At 68.1% G+C, this 15,778-nt stretch carries 15 protein-coding genes and 2 pseudogenes; 14 read left to right on the top strand and 3 right to left on the bottom strand.

Annotated elements, in window-relative coordinates:
- Positions 1 to 1,413 precede the first annotated feature (1,413 nt).
- Positions 1,414 to 2,487 (top strand): hypothetical protein, encoded by a 1,074-nt coding sequence (locus HW130_RS34700; RefSeq protein WP_177153746.1) that lies wholly within the window; start codon positions 1,414 to 1,416, stop codon positions 2,485 to 2,487.
- A 45-nt stretch (positions 2,488 to 2,532) separates the two neighbouring features.
- Here the strand turns inward: HW130_RS34700 and HW130_RS34695 are convergent, their stop codons facing one another.
- Complete coding sequence (locus HW130_RS34695; protein ID WP_177153745.1) at positions 2,533 to 2,985, bottom strand: hypothetical protein; 453 nt, start codon at positions 2,983 to 2,985, stop codon at positions 2,533 to 2,535.
- Between the two features lie 1,340 nt (positions 2,986 to 4,325).
- Here HW130_RS34695 and HW130_RS34690 point away from each other — a divergent pair.
- The 5 genes and pseudogenes from HW130_RS34690 to HW130_RS34670 all read left to right on the top strand — a co-directional run bounded on the left by HW130_RS34690 (position 4,326) and on the right by HW130_RS34670 (position 7,997).
- Positions 4,326 to 4,589, top strand: a complete 264-nt coding sequence (locus HW130_RS34690; protein ID WP_177153744.1) for a helix-turn-helix transcriptional regulator — start codon at positions 4,326 to 4,328, stop codon at positions 4,587 to 4,589.
- Between the two features lie 146 nt (positions 4,590 to 4,735).
- A complete protein-coding gene (locus HW130_RS34685) occupies positions 4,736 to 5,638 on the top strand; it encodes a DUF6083 domain-containing protein (protein WP_177153743.1) in 903 nt (300 codons plus the stop codon).
- Between the two features lie 3 nt (positions 5,639 to 5,641).
- Positions 5,642 to 6,127: a hypothetical protein gene (locus HW130_RS34680; RefSeq protein ID WP_177153742.1), complete on the top strand. Its 486-nt coding sequence runs from the start codon at positions 5,642 to 5,644 to the stop codon at positions 6,125 to 6,127.
- A pseudogene (locus tag HW130_RS34675) lies at positions 6,124 to 7,597 on the top strand (UvrD-helicase domain-containing protein). Before HW130_RS34680 ends, HW130_RS34675 begins: the two are co-directional and overlap by 4 nt.
- Before the next feature lie 100 nt (positions 7,598 to 7,697).
- On the top strand, positions 7,698 to 7,997 hold the full coding sequence (locus HW130_RS34670) for a hypothetical protein (protein WP_177153741.1): 300 nt from the start codon (positions 7,698 to 7,700) through the stop codon (positions 7,995 to 7,997).
- Between the two features lie 176 nt (positions 7,998 to 8,173).
- Here the strand turns inward: HW130_RS34670 and HW130_RS34665 are convergent, their stop codons facing one another.
- Positions 8,174 to 9,880, bottom strand: a complete 1,707-nt coding sequence (locus HW130_RS34665; protein ID WP_177153740.1) for an FG-GAP-like repeat-containing protein — start codon at positions 9,878 to 9,880, stop codon at positions 8,174 to 8,176.
- A 39-nt stretch (positions 9,881 to 9,919) separates the two neighbouring features.
- Positions 9,920 to 10,822, bottom strand: a complete 903-nt coding sequence (locus HW130_RS34660; RefSeq protein ID WP_177153739.1) for a hypothetical protein — start codon at positions 10,820 to 10,822, stop codon at positions 9,920 to 9,922.
- A 19-nt stretch (positions 10,823 to 10,841) separates the two neighbouring features.
- On the opposite strand from HW130_RS34660, the gene HW130_RS35450 reads away from it, so the two are divergent.
- The 8 genes and pseudogenes from HW130_RS35450 to HW130_RS34625 all read left to right on the top strand — a co-directional run bounded on the left by HW130_RS35450 (position 10,842) and on the right by HW130_RS34625 (position 15,502).
- Complete coding sequence (locus HW130_RS35450) at positions 10,842 to 11,330, top strand: WD40 repeat domain-containing protein (protein ID WP_218184311.1); 489 nt, start codon at positions 10,842 to 10,844, stop codon at positions 11,328 to 11,330.
- On the top strand, positions 11,299 to 11,598 hold the full coding sequence (locus tag HW130_RS34655) for a hypothetical protein (RefSeq protein WP_177153738.1): 300 nt from the start codon (positions 11,299 to 11,301) through the stop codon (positions 11,596 to 11,598). The genes HW130_RS35450 and HW130_RS34655 overlap by 32 nt, the downstream gene beginning before the upstream one ends.
- Positions 11,599 to 11,923: 325 nt before the next feature.
- A pseudogene (locus HW130_RS37170) lies at positions 11,924 to 12,187 on the top strand (phosphotyrosine protein phosphatase); the annotation flags it as partial.
- Positions 12,184 to 12,522 (top strand): ATP-binding protein, encoded by a 339-nt coding sequence (locus tag HW130_RS34645; protein ID WP_309140664.1) that lies wholly within the window; start codon positions 12,184 to 12,186, stop codon positions 12,520 to 12,522. The pseudogene HW130_RS37170 and the gene HW130_RS34645, both read left to right, overlap by 4 nt.
- A 99-nt stretch (positions 12,523 to 12,621) precedes the next feature.
- Positions 12,622 to 13,146, top strand: coding sequence for a DUF1877 family protein (locus HW130_RS34640; protein ID WP_177153737.1), 525 nt, complete (start codon positions 12,622 to 12,624; stop codon positions 13,144 to 13,146).
- Between the two features lie 221 nt (positions 13,147 to 13,367).
- A complete protein-coding gene (locus HW130_RS34635) occupies positions 13,368 to 14,114 on the top strand; it encodes a hypothetical protein (protein ID WP_256356523.1) in 747 nt (248 codons plus the stop codon).
- Positions 14,104 to 14,739 carry a Fic family protein gene (locus HW130_RS34630; RefSeq protein ID WP_309140663.1) on the top strand — a complete coding sequence of 212 codons (636 nt, stop codon included), beginning with the start codon at positions 14,104 to 14,106 and terminating at the stop codon, positions 14,737 to 14,739. The genes HW130_RS34635 and HW130_RS34630 overlap by 11 nt, the downstream gene beginning before the upstream one ends.
- A 235-nt stretch (positions 14,740 to 14,974) precedes the next feature.
- The gene (locus HW130_RS34625; RefSeq protein ID WP_177153736.1) at positions 14,975 to 15,502 is read left to right on the top strand and encodes a hypothetical protein; all 528 of its coding nucleotides are present in this window, start codon (positions 14,975 to 14,977) and stop codon (positions 15,500 to 15,502) included.
- Positions 15,503 to 15,778 lie beyond the last annotated feature (276 nt).

Here is a 15,778-nt window from a genome sequence, read left to right as displayed (position 1 = left end):
AGGTCAAGCCATTCCGTCGGTAGCCCTCGGTGAAGGCCGCCAAGGAGTACGGCCCGAGGCCAAGGCCATCGAGTCAGCCGCCACCGAGACGGACCCTTACGACCGCCGCCGTGCCGGTGCCGTTCGCTGGCGGGAGATCCACGCTCACCAGCCGTCGATCCCCGCACCGGCAAAAGCCCGACGACTCCCGGACAGCTCCTGTATCGAAGGAGGCCCCTGATCCCGTCGTGGAAGCCGTCGACGCCGCAGAGCGCGCTCTGGAGCGGCTGGACAAGGCCTTGATGGATGAGGGCGCCACGCTCCGGCGGTCGGCAGGCGAGGCCGAGTACTTGCAAAAGCGCCTCCGGAAGGTCGGCCGCATCCTCGCCAAGGCCCCACTCACTCGCATGACGCGCCGACCTGAGCGTTCGTCCGGCAGTGCAGAGCCAGTGCCTTCACGGACATGGATCGGTGCAGCCCGCCGGCCGAAATTCCCATCGCGGGGTCGAGGAGCGCAGGTCCATGCCACAACCTGCGAGAACTCGTCGAGCAGTCAGGAAGCCAGCACCCGGGACTCAAGCAGGACGGATCCAGCATCTGCCATCTCCTGGCTGTGGGGCCGCGCATCTGCCCGCGGGGCGCAGAGGCTGCAAGCGCAACCAGCAGCAGCTGATGCACCGCAGCCAGATGCCAGTGCGCGTCCTCCAGCTCATGCAACGGTGCTGCCGTGAGACCCAGTCGCATGGCGCACAGCAAGCCGCCGGGCACTCGCAAGCGGTCCTGCGTCTCGCTCGGCATGGAGCACTGAAGGACCGGCAGATGGGGCGAAGGGCGTCGGTGCACGGCAGGAGTTCACGGATGGGCTCCAGGCCGCCTCAACTGGGAATGTTCGCGCCTGTGCTGCCTATACCGTCAGGGCGGCTCTCCGCCTCTGATGACTGCCCATCAGACACCACACGGCCGCGATGCGGGTCGAATCGACCTATCAAGCCGAGATCGAAGAGTATGCGCCAGGCCGTCCTGAACTGTCAGGTTCACCTGAGCCGGGAACTGGTGCTCCCATAGTCAGAGCAACCTGGACGGAGTAGGTCCCTCATGCTCATATCCGCAGCGAGGCCGTCGCGGAGATCATTAGTGTCTTTCCTTGTCGCACTTCTCTTCTCATCGCTTGCGGTACCGGCCGGCACGGCCCGCGCGGCCGACTCCGGTTCACCTGTAGTGGAGACCTACGTTCTGCCGCTAGGCCAGTACCAACTGGGCGATGCGCGCAGGAGCGGGGACGCGGCCCTCAAGAGGATCAGGGGCCTTGCCGCAGAACAGGGCCAGGCACGAGTCGCTCATGAAACAGTCGGTCCAGCTGCTCGCTACCCGCAGAAGGACACACAGCTTTCGGCCGTCGCCGAGCCGCCACAAGCCGCAGCACGGGTGAGCACGATGGGCCCTGCCGCGATCACCTACCCGGAGCCGTCGCGCAGCATGACGGGTAGTGAGTGCCGTAACGCTCTGGGGTCGACGAGCAAGTTCTTCCTCAAGTCCCGGTTTGCTGTCTGCTCGGGCGCCAGTTACCTGCAGATGTGGCTGAGGGACGGCAGGCCGGTCGGCGAGGGTGCTTTCGACGTCGTGGTCGTCGGCACCATCCCGCTTAACAGCCGACAGATCCAGTTCACCTACCACGTGATGAACATGGCGACGGTGGGGACAACCGGAGCCCCGGGCCTGCGCATCACGCTGAAGGGACAGATAGCGAAGAGCTGGCCGTCGAACGTTTCCTACTCGTACGGCGGAACAGCCATGCCCAGCACCCGGACATGGACCCAGTTCCAGGCCGCCGGCAGTGTGACGACCACCGTCAAGGCAGCCAACGGCGTCGGATCGAACGGATCCACCGAAAGTATCTTCGCGGTCTATCAGCCGTCCGTAAGCGTGGCCGCACCCGCACCCTGGAAGCTGGGCGGCGCGACCGGCGGCGACATCTTCATGCTCGCTCCGCGCTGGGACAAGGCGAACTATCTCGCCAACAGCGCGAACGGCGGAGCAGCCACCTTCAGCTACCTCGGAACGCTGTACTACAGCAAGGCCACAGGTGCCCCCGAGCGGGCCGTCGCTCTGCACATCGAGAAGGCGTTCAAGACTCCGGGCCAGACCCAGCCGCCGAGCTCTACCAAGAAGGTCCCGGGCCAGACCACGGACGAACCGCTCACCCGCCTGTACGTCGACAGCGCCCGCCGCGACAGGAACCGGGCCATCGCCGTCAGCAACTGCGTGAAGTACTTCGGCGCGAACTACGCCGAAGGCGGCAAGCAGTGCGACGAGTACCCCTTCGCCGCCATCTACCAGGGCTGCGCGGCCTCTGAGTACGACCCGCACCAGCTGCCCAACAACTTCAGTGTCATGGCGTTGGACGGGGCCGAGAACGGAAACGCCGGCAACCTGCTCGGTCAGTTCTACTCCAAGTACCGACTGCTCGACGGACCCGACGACGGATACCTGGTCAAGATCACTGGCTGACCAGTCCTGGGGTGGGCCGCTGAAGACAGCGGCCCACCCCAGGAATCAGACAGGCCAGAACTGGGCCAGGTACTGCTCGACTCCATGAGGAACGCCGACGAGACACGCCTCCGCCGCGGCGACACGGCCTCGGCAATGCACGCGCACATTCCATGTCGCCGATGCGTGCGGCAGAACGATGCCCTGCGGGGCCGGACCGCCTGCCACTGCCCACAGCCGCAGCTCGCCGGAGCGGCATTCGATGCGGGCGGTCGCTGACTCGTCCCATACACCGTCGGGCACTGGCGGGGGACCGCTCCAGATCTCGGCATCGAAGGACACGGTCTGCGTGTGTCCGGCACTCGTGAAGTCGACACGCCCCGGTTGCTCCGAAAGGAACGGCCCTTGAGTGAACCCCTCGGGGAACATCGCCGGCAGCCAACCGTCATCGGCGTCCTGCAGGCTGAGCCCGAAGTAGTCGACGTGGGCGTCCACATGCTGCGTCTCCAGGAGCGTCACGCGGCTGACCCTAGCGTCCCTCGGGACCACAAAGCACATCCGGCTCATCACACAGGCTTCCCAAAGTCCGCTGCCTCGCCCAGGCGACTGCCGGATCCGCCGCCCGATGACCGAGAGCCCCGCCGCGCTTGCCTTGTCGGCGGATCTGCCCGCAGCAACTGGCTTCCGCTCGCGCACGACACCCGCGAGGGCGGGAAGCGTCAGCGATCGGGAAGGTCGCCTGCCCGCAGGCGGCCTACCGCACGGGTCAGTTCCACAGGCGTGAGACCTCGAGCACGGGCCAGGACTTCACGGTCCGCCAGGCTCTGGGCGGCATGCGGAGATCGGCAGGCGGCGAGGGCCAGAGCCATCAAGGCTGTGTTGGGGTCGTAGTCGTCGGCGCCGTACTCCCGGGCGGTGCGCAGCGCCCAGTCTGCTGCCCGGGGCCCGCCGGTGCCGGGCGGGATGCGGGCCGTGGTGGCTCAGGAGCTGCACCCACACAGGTCCTGCTGATGCTGTGAGCCGCATGAGCCAGTGCGCGTCCTCGAGTTCGCACCACGGGGTCAGCGTCGAGCCGAGCCGCATGCCGCGCAACAGGCCGGCCGGCAGTGCAAGCCGGCCGCCTGCGCCGGCGCGTAGCGCGCACTGCACGGCCAGCAATCGCGCCGGCGCGCCGACGTCCTCGGGCAGGCATACATACAAGGAGGCCAGTGTGTCCCGGACGAGGACCCGCTCCGGCAGCTCGAGACGGTTCATGATCCCCGGCCGAGGAGCCGGCCCTGCCGACCGCTGTGCAAGGAGGGCGGTGTCGGGGACCACGGCGGCATGGGGGGTGGCCGCGGCGCAGGCGGCGCACACATCTGCCAATCGCCACACCCGGCCTCCCCGTTCCTGCGCAAGGACGAGGAGAACCGGGCCGGCGCATCCGCGGGCCGCGGATGCCATCGGCAGCCGCGCTCATGGCACTGGCAGGTACGCAGATGCGCGGGAAGCGTGTCGCGGCGTGCATGACCGGCGAGATGAGCGAGGGCCGCCGGACGTCCGCCCTGCGCGCCCGGACGCTGGCCGATCGTGGTGCAGCGGTGGCAGTGCAGCGTGGGGCCGCCTGGATGGGGGCGCAGCTCCACCGTCCAGGTGCGGGGCACCAAGGGGTGCGTGGGGCACAGCCTCATAATCTGCGCGGTCCTCCTGCTTCTGCGCCGGCGCTCAGCCGTGCGTGATGGTGCTGCTCGGCCGCGGGGGAGTGGCGGCGGCCGCACACCGTAGTGCAGACATCTGCACTGCGCCACGTGCGGCCACCTGCAGAAATAGGGCAGAGGTCTGCACTGACAGGGCAGGGGTCTGCACCTTCGGATGGTGGGGTGACGATCTTCCCGCCCGACCCGAACCTCACCGCGCTACGCCTGGAGCTGGCGCGCCTGAGGAGCGAACGAGGCTGGACCTACGACGAACTCGCCCGCCGCAGCGGCCTGGCCAGACGCACCCTCATCGACATCGAGCAAGGCCACACCATCGGAACCCTCAAGAGCTGGCACGCCCTCGCCCACGCCCTCGACGTGTCCATCGACCACCTCCTCGGCGCCCTCTGCGAAGGCCACACCCCGCCCGCCGGCACCGCCGACTAGCCACACCATCGAGACCACCCGAACGAGTCCCTCAAATAAGACACCCGTACGGCAACCGGTCCCACCTTCCCCCCGATTGCGCCGTTGGCGTGAGATCGACGGCACGCTCACCGCCCCTACGGCGCGTCGCTGCCACCCTCGCGGCCATGCATCCCCGCCACACCGCCGCGCCTGGCCGCCACTGGGACGGCACCCCCACCACTCGCCGGCCGCTGCGCTCCCTCCGCGTCGCTGCCGACAGCCCCAGCCGTCTGCTGCGTACCGCCCAGCCCGGCCCATGCCGTACCTGTGGAAACCGCACCGACTGGTACACCAGTCCCCACGGCCGCCCGATCGGCCTGCACCCCCACGAGATGCCCGCGGCAGCTGTCCCTGCCGCCTACCGCTGGCACGTTGCCTCCGGCGTCGCTTACCCCTCACACGACGGCTCCGCCTGGTGCCGCATCCCGCACACCCTGCTCTGCCCCGCAGACGAGGCCCCAGAGCAGCTGACACCTCCCCTGGGAGAGTTGCGCCGGCGTCTCGCCCTGCGCACCCGCCGCCTGCTCGACACCGGCGCCTTCACCCCAACCACCGAAGCCGAGCCGTCCTCACCTGCCGCGGCATGCCGGCCGGCCAGGCCCATCGTGCAGATCCTCTACGGCCGCTACCTCGCCGCCTGCCCAATCGACGCCATCCAGTGTGTCGCCCAGACCCGCAGACGACAGCGCTGCACCAACCCCGTCCTCGACCCCGCCGACCCCAGCGGCACCTGGACACTCATGCCCACCACCGCCTGTCACGGGCAACTCGCACTGCCTGCCCGTGACATGGCCGTCTACGACCTCACCCACCTGCCCTACGACACCCAGATCCGCTGGCGCACCCAACGCTGCACCACCCACGCAGCCGTCCCCGCGGCCGCCGACCTGGCCCTCACCGACTGGGAACCCTTCGACCCGCTGCTCCACCACGCCCACATCCACCACCGCCTCCCCGACAGCGCCCGGCGAACGGGCCGCACCAACTCCCGCACCTGCCCCACGCGTCCTCCTCGCGGCCAGGCGTGAACCATGCCCCTGCATGCCGTCGAGATCACCCCGACCCGCCCGGCCACACCCGGCGAACTCCGCCGCGCCGCCCAGGCCATGGCCCTGGCACCGGACGCCGACCGCACACGGCTGATGCCCGTCGCCCGGGGAAGGACCGCCCGCAAGGCCCTTCGAGGCACCCGGGCCCGCCTGGAGCACCTGCTGCCGATCGACATCCTGACCACGCACTACCCCGACTCCACTGGCGGCGTCCTCGTCAACGTCGCTCTCCCAGAGCGTGTCCACGCCTACCTCGAGGACACCGCACGTCGCGAGGGTTGCAGTACCGAAGCCCAACTGACCGCCGCCGTACACCGCGCCCTGGCGCACGCCGAGCGGGACAAAGCCCGGCGCCTCGACGCCGCACTCGACGAGCTCCTGACCTGGAGCACACCGCATCAGCTGCTGGCCGCGGCAGCCCGCACCGTCAACCAGCCCACCACCAGGCACGGAGCAGCAGGGTGCTGAACCCCACCGACGAACAGACCACCGCCGCCGACACCTTCAAGGCCGGCGACCACCTCGCCCTCCAAGCAGGCGCAGGCACCGGCAAGACCAGCACCCTCACCCTGCTCGCCGCCGCCACCCCACACCGCCGCGGCCGCTACATCGCCTTCAACAAGGCCATCGCGCTTGACGCCGCCACTCGCTTCCCACCCACTGTCACCTGCAAGACCGCCCACGCGCTCGCCTTCGCCGCCGTCGGCCACCGCTACGCCCGCCGCCTGGGCGGCCCCCGCCAGGCCGGATGGCGCACCGGCCAGGCCCTCGGCATCACCAAACCCGTCCACATCGGCAACCGGGAAGTCACGCACAAGGCCCTCTCCCAGGCCGTGCTCAAGACGGTGACCCACTACTGTCACTCAGCCGACCGCACTCTCACCCGCCACCACGTCCCACGCCTACGCGGCCTCGACGACCCCAAGCGCCACGCCCAACTCGCTGAGGTCATCCTGCCCTTCGCCCGCAAGCGTGGACCGACCTCCAGCATCCCGACGACGGCGTCGTCCGCTTCGACCACGACCACTACCTCAAAATCTGGGCCCTCACCGACCCGACTATCGAAGCAACTACCTCCTTCTTGACGAAGCCCAGGACACCAACCGCGTCCTCGAACAGGTCATCAACGCCCAGCGAGACCACGCCCAAATCGTGATCGTCGGCGACTCAGCCCAGGCCATCTACGGATGGCGTGGCGCCCGCGACATCATGACCGGCTTCGACGGCACCCACCTCACCCTGACCCAGTCGTTCCGCTTCGGCGCCCGCCTGGCCGACGAAGCCAACCGCTGGCTCCAGGCAGCCGACGCTCCCATCCGCCTGACCGGCACCCCCACCATCCCGACCGAGCTCGCCCCTGTCACCGACCCGCAGGCAGTGCTGTGCCGCACCAACGTCGGCGCCATGACCGAAGTCATGCACCATCTCAAAGCCGGCCACCGCGTCGCCCTGGCCGGGGGAGGGGAAAACCTGCGCGCCCTGGCCACCGCCGCCCGCGACCTCAAAGAAGGCCGCCGCACCTGGCACCCAGAACTCCTCCTGTTCCCCACCTGGAGCGACCTGCAGGACTACGCAGAGACCGACCCCGCCGGCCGCGACCTGAAACCCTTCGTCGACCTCATCGACCAGCACGGCACCGACGCCATCCTCGCCGCAGTCGACCAGCTCATCCCCGAGTCCTCCGCGGACGTCACCATCTCCACCGCCCACCGCTCCAAAGGCCGCGAATGGAACACCGTCAAGATCGCCGACGACTTCAACCCGCCCGCCGACACCGACGAACACGATGCCCACGGCCGGCCTGTCCCCGGTCCCATCGACGAGACCGAAGCGCGTCTCGCCTACGTCGCCGTCACCCGTGCACGCGCCCGCCTCGACATCGGTGGGCTGTCCTGGATCCACGACCATTCCGACGTCGTCCTCCCGACCTCAGTCTGAGGGACTGTACATCGCTCGGTGCAACTCCCGATCAGGCTGCTTCGGGGTTGGAGCCGGGGCATCAGACGGCCGCGGACTCTCCGGGATCGACGTCCCGGTCGTGGACGAGGCGTCGATGATGACGACCGCGCAGCCGTCGGCCCATGTCAGCGGTTGCGCGCACCGGCACGAATGTCGTGGCCATCGTGCGGCGCCTTGTCGGCGCGGGCTGTCCCAGGGCGGCGTCCGGTCAGCCGAGTCTCTGCCCGAGGCCCTGGACACCGACAGCACTTACAAGCTCGCTCAGCACCTACACGCGGTGATCAACCAGGGCATCCCGGCCGACGGCTTCCTCGACGTCTGCCGCACCGCCGGACGCGAACAGGAAGCCGACGAGGAAGCTGCCCTCCGCGACCGCTGACCACCACTGCGGCCTTGGCACCCCGCGCCGAGGCCGCCCCGCCCATGACCCACACCGACGAACCGGCGCCGTCACGTCGCCTACCTGCCCCACTGCCGCGACAAGGACAGCGAGCGATCAACGAGACGCTGCCCTTGAAGGACAGCGAGCTCGTTCATAGGGCAAAGAAGGCTCGGTCAGAGGATGGAGTTGTAGATGTTCCAGCCGCTGCCGATCTTGGTGCGGGTGGCGAAGGGGGCGGTGGCGTTGCCTGTGCCTTTGTACAGCCAGAGCACGCCGGAGGCATCACGGGCGATGGCGTCGGCCTTGCCGTCGTCGGTCAGGTCACCGGTGAGGGACAGCTGGTTGTAGATCTGCCAGCCTGCACCGATCTTGACCCGGGTTGCGTACGGGGCGGTGGCGCTACCGGTCCCCTTGTACAGCCACAGGGACCCGGATGTGTCGCGGGCGAGGAGGTCGGGCCTGCTGTCGCTGTTGAGATCGGCGCCTGCGGTGAGCTGGTTGTAGATCTGCCAGCCTGTGCCGATCTTGATCCGGGTGGCGAACCGGGCGCTGCCGGTGCTGCCCGTGCCTTTGTACATCCACAGGGCGCCGGAGGCATCGCGGGCGACGAGGTCCATGCGGCTGTCGCGGTTCACATCGCCTGCGCCGGTGAGCTGGTTGTAGATGTTCCAGCCGCTGCCGACCTTCACGCGGGTCGCATACGGCTTGCCGTACGCGAACTGCCGGTCGTAGTACCAGAGGTTGCCGGCGCTGTCCCGCGCGATGAGGTCACCACGGCCGCGTGTGCTGCCGGCCGGGGCGGGGGCGGACCAGTACTTCAGGTCCTCGGCCAGCGGGGAGAGCCGAGTGAGCTTGTTGTACGTCTGCCATCCGCCGCCGACCAGCGTGCGGGAGAAGAAGGGCGTGGTGGCCGTGCCTTTGCCGTGGTAGACGAACAGTTGCCCGGTGGTGTCGCGGGCGAGAAGGTGATGCCGCGGGAGTACGGGGGCGCCCTCGGTGGAGAAATTCCCGGCCTGGCGCACGAAGGGATCGTCGAAACCGGAGCGGGTGTAGATGTCGTACATCGTCACGGCCTGCATGCGCCAGGCGTGGATGCCGGGTGCCGGGGTGAGTTCGTAGCCGATGGTGTGGTCGCCCTGTTCCAGGCGGCACTTGAGGTTGAGGACCCCGTCGACGAGCGTGGGCCAGTTGACGGTGCACGAGGCGCCGGAGCCAGTGGTGACGTTTCCGATCCGGATGTCCTCATGACGCCATCCGACCTGTCCCTCGGCGGGGCGGAAGTAGAGGTTCAGATCTCCGGCGTCGTTCGCGTGGACGCGCAGCCGCTGTTGCACGGTCTTCCCCGCAGGGGTGTTCGGCAGGTCGAAGGCGACTGTGTTGCGCTCTGCGTGCTCGCGTGTCTTGATCACGGCCTGCGACATGCCCGAGGTCGACGTGGCCGGCCTGACACCGGCGTTGCGGGCAGCCTCGATGCCCTCGGCCAGGTCACCGCCCGAGGGAACGTATGCGTATCCGCGGTAGGCGGTGGTCATGTCAGCTGCGTCCGTCGACACGACGAACTCCGGAGCGCGCTGATACTCGATTCCCGTCTTGCATGTGAACACTGCCTTGTAGCCGGGGATTTCCTGGCATTCGTGGTGGTTCATGGTGAAGGAGGACGGCCATCCTGCGTCCTCTCCCGTGCCGTCGAGCGGCCTGGTCGCGTAGGCCAGAACCAGTTGGCCTCTGGCCGTGGTCTCGCCGGTGATGTTCACCCCGGTGAACCAGAGGGAGTTGGTCGGCAGCACCTCGTTCTGTGTGGTGACCACCGGTCCGTCCTCGGCCATCGCCGGGCCGGGCCTGACGAGGGCTGCGGTGAGCAGACCGGTGGCTGCGCCCATGACGGCTATACGACACATTCTTCGGTGCATGGAGATCCTTCATCGTGTTGTCGGGTCGTCGTGGTCTCGAGGCTCTGTGTGCCGGGTCGTGCTGGAACTAATGACCCTGCTCTGCAGCACTCGACGGCCGGGCCTGCCTCTGACCAGGAGAGCTGGCCCGCAGAAGAGTCGGTGTTCTGCCGCCTTGTGTACGGAGAACACGACACGTCGGGAAGGCGAGGCTCGCTCCGCACCATCGGCGTCGATTGTGGTGTTCCAGCTGGATAGGCCCACGAGGCGGGGTGGCCTGTGGGTGGTGGGTCCTCCAGGGTAGAAGAGCAGGCAGCCGGTGGGGCAGGTGGTGGTCTTGGCGGCGCCGGTGTCGTCGACGTAGCTGACGGTCAGGTCAGGGTCGGCGGGTGTGGTGGCCCACAGGTCGCCGTAGGTTTCGTTGGCCGTGGGCTGGAACTGACGGTAGGTGATGCTGGTGCCGGCGTCAGGGTCGCTGTAGCTGGCTGTACTGACTGTGCCTTGGACGTTGCCGGGGGAGGCGAGGTGCGGGCGGAGCTGCCATGATGCGGTCCCGTAGACGGAGCGGGTGCCCAGCGAGAACACTCCGTTGTTGATTCGGCCGGGGTAGAGGTAGAGCTGGCCGGTGCTGGGGTCGCGTGCGAGGAGGTCCTGGATGCCGTCGCCGTTCTGGTCGCCGAGGGCGAGGTTGGTGTAGTCCCTCCAGCCATGCAGGCCGAGGTTGACGCGGGTGTTCAGGTCGAAGGGTTCGGTCTGGTCCTGCCAGTTGTTCGGCGCGACACCGAGTGTGTTGCCGGTGCAGAGCCACAGGGTGGCGTTGGTGCAGTCATCGTCGACGCATTCGATGGTGATGAGGTCGTTGCCGCCGACGTGAGGGCCGTTGGCGTACGCCTTCGCCGAGGACCCACTTGCCGCCGAGTACCCGGATGCCAAGAACGATATCGCGGTTGCCGTGGCCGTTTCCGACGGGCGCGTGGTACTCGCTGCCGGTGGCGATGAACAGGGAGCGGCCATCTGGGACCTGGACAGCGGTGAGTTGCTCCGCGGGACTACCTACAGCGAGCCCTACGTCTCGTCCATCGCCACGGTGAAGGGCGAGGGACCACCGCTGTTCGTGGCCAGTAGTGGAGCCCACTGGGACGGGGTCCAGGTGTGGGGGCTGTCCGGGGAGGAGCCTCCGGTGGAGCTTGCCGCCGGCCCCATCTGGGGTCTCGCCACCGCATGGATCGGCGGCCGCTCGCTGGTTGTCGGAGGTGGGGAAGAGGGGGTGAAGGTATGGAATGTGGCGAATGGCGAGCAGGTCGCGTCGTTCTATATGGGCGACGAGCAGAGGTCACACGCCGTCGTATTTTCCCAGCTCGACGACCGGTCCCGTCGTCGTGGCGGGCACCGACTCCGGGAAGGTGTACATGTTCGACCTGTCCGGGGACGAAGACGGTGATCCGATTCACAAACCGTCCACCGGTCATGAGGGCGGGATCAACGCCTTGGACGTCGCCATGGTCGGCGACCGGGGTGTCGTGGTGACTGGCGGCGAGGACGGGACCGTGCGGATCTGGGATCTCGCCAGCGGTCGACAAGTCGGGCCGCCGCTGATCAGCCACGATGCGAGCGTTGAAGCCGTGACGGTCACCATGATGCAGGATCGTCCGGTTGCGCTGACCGCCGGTCGGGACGGCGTCATACGTGTCTGGGACCTGACCTTCTGACAAGCGTGTGCTCCCCGACGGGCCGACGGATCAGCCACGCCCGTGGGCGCGGCCTCACCCGGGCGGCCCCTTTCTTGAAGCGGCTCTCGGACTCGAGCTCCCAAGGCGTCCCGGGTGGGGGCCGAGGATGCCCTCGACGCACTTCCGCCGCGCCTGCCAACCGCCCCTGCGGGCCGTTGAAACGTCCTCAACGGCCACTTGAGCCACTCCACGTCCGCGCATTTCACCTCCAGGCCCGCACGGCCACGGCCGCCTTGACGGAAATAGGCGTCCGCGATGGCCTCCGCGACCGCGTCATGCAGATCGGCCACCGCAGCGGCCCTGGGCGGCCGAGGTCGGCATCGACATCTCCCGGGCGACGCCGAAGATCCTCACCATCGACGCGGTCCGCGAGTCGGACGTCTGCATCACCATGGGCTGTGGCGACACTTGCCCCGTCTTCCCCGGCAAGCGCTACCTCGACTGGAAGCTCGACGATCCGGCCGACCAGGGCGTCGAGGGCGTGCGCCCGATCCGCGACGAGGTTAAGACCCTGGTCGAGGGCCTGATCGCTGAGATCGCCCGGGCGAAGCCGGAGACGACGGCGTGAGCGACGCGACGTCGTCATCATCAGCTCCGCCCCGCCGGATACACCGCCGCCCCAGCCGCGTCCTCGCCGACCTGGCCGGCGGCCACGCGAACCGCACCTGGGAGAAACACGTCCGCGAACTCGTTCGCCCCGACTTCCTCATCCTCGATGACTTCGCCATGCGGCAGCTGTCCGCGGCCCAGGCCGACGACCTCTACGAGCTCGTCTCCGAGCGGCAGGGACGCTCGCTGATCATCACCAGCAACAGGGCGCCCAGCGACTGGTATCCCCTCTTCCCCGACCCGTCGTCGCCGAGTCCCTCCTGGACCGGCTCATCAATACCAGCCACCAGGTGATCATGAACGGGCCCAGCTACCGGCCGAACAAGCGGCCCAGGAACCCCACCGACAAGACCGAGTAGGGAAACCGGTGGACGTCGTCGGGATACTGCCGTCATGGCCGTCACTCAGCAACTCGCCCGCATCCCGGCGGAGTATCTCGCCTCCTGCCGCCAGTCAGCCGACGCATCGCCGGATGGAGATCCTCTCTGGGATCCACCGTCGGCGGACGTCCTCGACCTGGACTGGGCACCGTTCCTGCTCGAACGGGTCTGCGAGCTGGGAGGCCTCGACGGCGTCCATCGGAACGCTCTCCGGCAGGCTCTCGACGGCGGCACCGCCATCGACCTCGCCTTCCTCAACACCCATCCGCATGCCATCGCCCCCTTCGGGCCAGCGCCTGCGGCCCTCTCAGCGGCGCAAGTGGCTCGCGTTGCGGAACTGCTCGGGCAGATTGACTTTCCGGCCCTCCTGGCCGCCCTGCCGACAGACGAAGCAGAGGCCGCCTCCTTGATCGGCAACGGCGCAGACAAGATCGCCGGTGGCCCGAAGAAGTACGTGCTGGGGCACTTCAACGCCCTGCGCAAGTTCTACCGTGCTGCATCCCAACGGCAGCTTCTCGTCGTGCTCTGGTGGGACTGACACGGACCGCCTCACCGTCGGCTCACGTCAGCAGCTGGGGAATTACGTGAGCGTCCACACCTGGTGTCGGCGTACACCTCGAAGTGCTCAGCCGCGTACAGGTGAACGTGCCCGGTCGAGTGCCGCCGCATCGCGCGGAGCAGATGGCCTGGCAGCGCCGCACTGTGCGCCACGACAGTAGATCGGCGGGTCGGAAACTTGTGTGACAAAGCCGCGAGAAGTTGGCACGAATCGCTCAGTTGTCCTTACCTTGCCCTGCCCGCTTCTGGAGGAACGCCACGGCCGTCAATTACGAGCTTGCTCCGGCCTGGTTGCCGTGGTCTGCCGTCGATCCCGACCTAACTGCCTTCGACTGGGACGATGAGGAGGGCTCTCAGGTCGCCACAGTGATTGCCTCGATGGTTCCTCCTGCCGGTGCCGGGTGGGAAGAGAGACATTGCTTTACCACCGAGGTCACGGCGCTTCTGGCAGCCCGGTACGGCCGGTGGGCCTGCGGATGGCACTGGGCGGTCGGCGAGGGCGGTGGTGGTGGCATCGTCACCAGCTGGTGCTGCGACTCCCATTCGATAGGCGAGCCGGCAGCGACGGCTGCCAAGGTTGTCGCGTCGCTGCTGGAGTGGCGCGACTGGCTGGAGGATCTGGCCGAGCGGTTCGCGCAGTTGGCGCCGCCCGCCGGGGCGGATGCCGAGGAGCGCAGCTGGCAGCTGGAACGGGCAGCTACCCGACTGGTGACGGTGGTAGTGGACCGCACGGGTGCCGAATGCGGCTGGTACGGGCTCTGCCGCACGGTGCTCACGTGGTTCCTCTCTTCCACGGGCATGGGGCCGGAAAGTGCGAAGGACGCGGTCGACACTGCGATTGGTGGACGGTTCAAGAGCTGGACGGAACCGTCGCGGATCTTGGTCGACTCCGTAGGAGAGGATCTCGCCGTAGGCCTGACCGGAGAGCAGCCTTACCGTGACCGCTGACGCCTTGGCCGCCTGGTGCCGTGTCAGGAACGGGGTCGACTGGGCTGCGGCGGTCAGTGAGACGCCGGCTCCGGTCGAGGCGACCGTGGACGGCCTCGGCACCTGGTGCGATGCGGGAGGCCGTTCCTCGAATCCGGCTCGAGGCGACCGATTGCTCGCTGCCCTGGCTCAATCGCGCGTGGACGCTTCCCGTAAGCGCCCCCTCACCTGCGTGCTTCTGGCTGAATGGCAGCGGCTTGTCCTCGGCCAGCCCGAGGTGTCGTTCCGACAAGGCGACGCCTTCGCCAAGGGGGGCCGTGAACGCTACGCACTTACGCCGTACATTCAGCGGGACTTTGAGCACTGTCTGCGCGATAGCGCCGACCCGAGAGTCCCTCTGGCCTCCCGTGCGGCCAGGGCCTACCTGGACGTGGCCTTCTTCCACCCCTTCCCGGATGGCAACGCCCGCCTTGCCATGCTCACCCTCGCCTACGTCCTGGAGCTGGAAGGAGTTCGGCTGGATCAGAGCGGCCCCTTGCAGACTACGCGTTACGCGGACGACGCCGCCGGCGCGGCAGACCTGGCTGCCCTGGTCTCCGTCCTCATCCGCTCGACCCATCACCGGGCGACCAGAGGCCATCACTGAGAGCGCAACCTCCCATCAGATTTCCTTGACCGGTCTGCCGGGAGTTGAGCACGTATATCCGTACGCGGCTGAGCACGTTGATGTGTACGCCGACACCTGCCGAAACAACCGAGGATGCACGGCATCAGCGGCCGATCAGCCAAGAATGGTTCCTTGGTGCTGGAACCGTGCGGCTGCAGCAGGTGTGAGTGACGACAACGGCTCTTGTCGCTTCTCTCAAAGGGAGAGGTCGCAGATGATCTCACTGCTGGCGGTGACACTCGGAGCGGTCATCGCGCTCGCCGCAACCTTGTTTGCCGAGTCGATAAGGACTCGTCGGGAACGTGCCGCCGTCCTCACCGAGTTGCGTCACGACGCCTACCTCGGTTTCGTCTTGGCGGTCGTGCGGGCCAACGACGCCCTGCACGCCATCTCCGTCGGCGACCGGGACGGCAACGCCTGCGTCCCTGAGGCGATGCGGGACTCCGGCCTCTACCCTGCGCGGGAACGATTGCTGGTCACAGGATCCCCGGAGATGGTGCTCGCGAGCGAGGCTGCGTTCCGCACTCTCTTGGATGTCCGCGACGCCGTGGCACAGGGAATGCCTCTGGCCTGGCCCGACTACCGTCCGGCCGCCGACGGGATGGCTAAGGGGGTGTGGGCTCTGCGCCAGGCTGCCCGGCGCGAGTTCGAGGGCAGGCCGCTGGATCTGGAGCAGCTGTCCGCCGTCGAAAGCGCGGGAATCGCCGAACGCCTCCTGCCGCTGCCGGATCCCGCGCCGTGACCGGCTCCGGCGGCGCCGGGCCTTCCTCGCAAGCCGGGCCCCTCACCGGCCGGTAGCTGGGGGCGAATCGGTCATGACGCCAGGGCTGTCGTGCGCCGGCGCCCGGGAGAACGACCACAGAGCGCGTCCCCGGGACTCGACGCCTACCTGTAGATTGCGCGGCGCCCGACGCTCTCGTGGTGCGGCTGCTTGCCGCGCGTGCCCGGGACCGCGTCGTGTTCGCTGGCTCGGGCACGGTGCGAGGTCTGGCTAGGGTCCGTCTTCAAAGATCATCCG

It is taken from the genome of Streptomyces sp. PKU-EA00015, assembly GCF_013387495.1.
In the GTDB taxonomy this organism is placed as follows: Bacteria; Actinomycetota; Actinomycetes; order Streptomycetales; family Streptomycetaceae; genus Streptomyces.
Note: the sequence above shows the minus strand (reverse complement) of the source record. Positions and strands in the feature narration are given on the sequence as shown.

Bases quoted from the DNA above. Each gene is read 5' to 3' on its own strand.
- HW130_RS34700 (WP_177153746.1), top strand. From the start codon at position 1,414: ATGGGCCCTGCCGCGATCACCTACCCGGAGCCGTCGCGCAGCATGACG.
- HW130_RS34685 (WP_177153743.1), top strand. From the start codon at position 4,736: ATGCATCCCCGCCACACCGCCGCGCCTGGCCGCCACTGGGACGGCACC.
- HW130_RS34680 (WP_177153742.1), top strand. From the start codon at position 5,642: ATGCCCCTGCATGCCGTCGAGATCACCCCGACCCGCCCGGCCACACCC.
- HW130_RS34665 (WP_177153740.1), bottom strand. From the start codon at position 9,880: ATGGGCGCAGCCACCGGTCTGCTCACCGCAGCCCTCGTCAGGCCCGGC.
- HW130_RS34655 (WP_177153738.1), top strand. From the start codon at position 11,299: ATGTTCGACCTGTCCGGGGACGAAGACGGTGATCCGATTCACAAACCG.
- HW130_RS34640 (WP_177153737.1), top strand. From the start codon at position 12,622: ATGGCCGTCACTCAGCAACTCGCCCGCATCCCGGCGGAGTATCTCGCC.
- HW130_RS34625 (WP_177153736.1), top strand. From the start codon at position 14,975: ATGATCTCACTGCTGGCGGTGACACTCGGAGCGGTCATCGCGCTCGCC.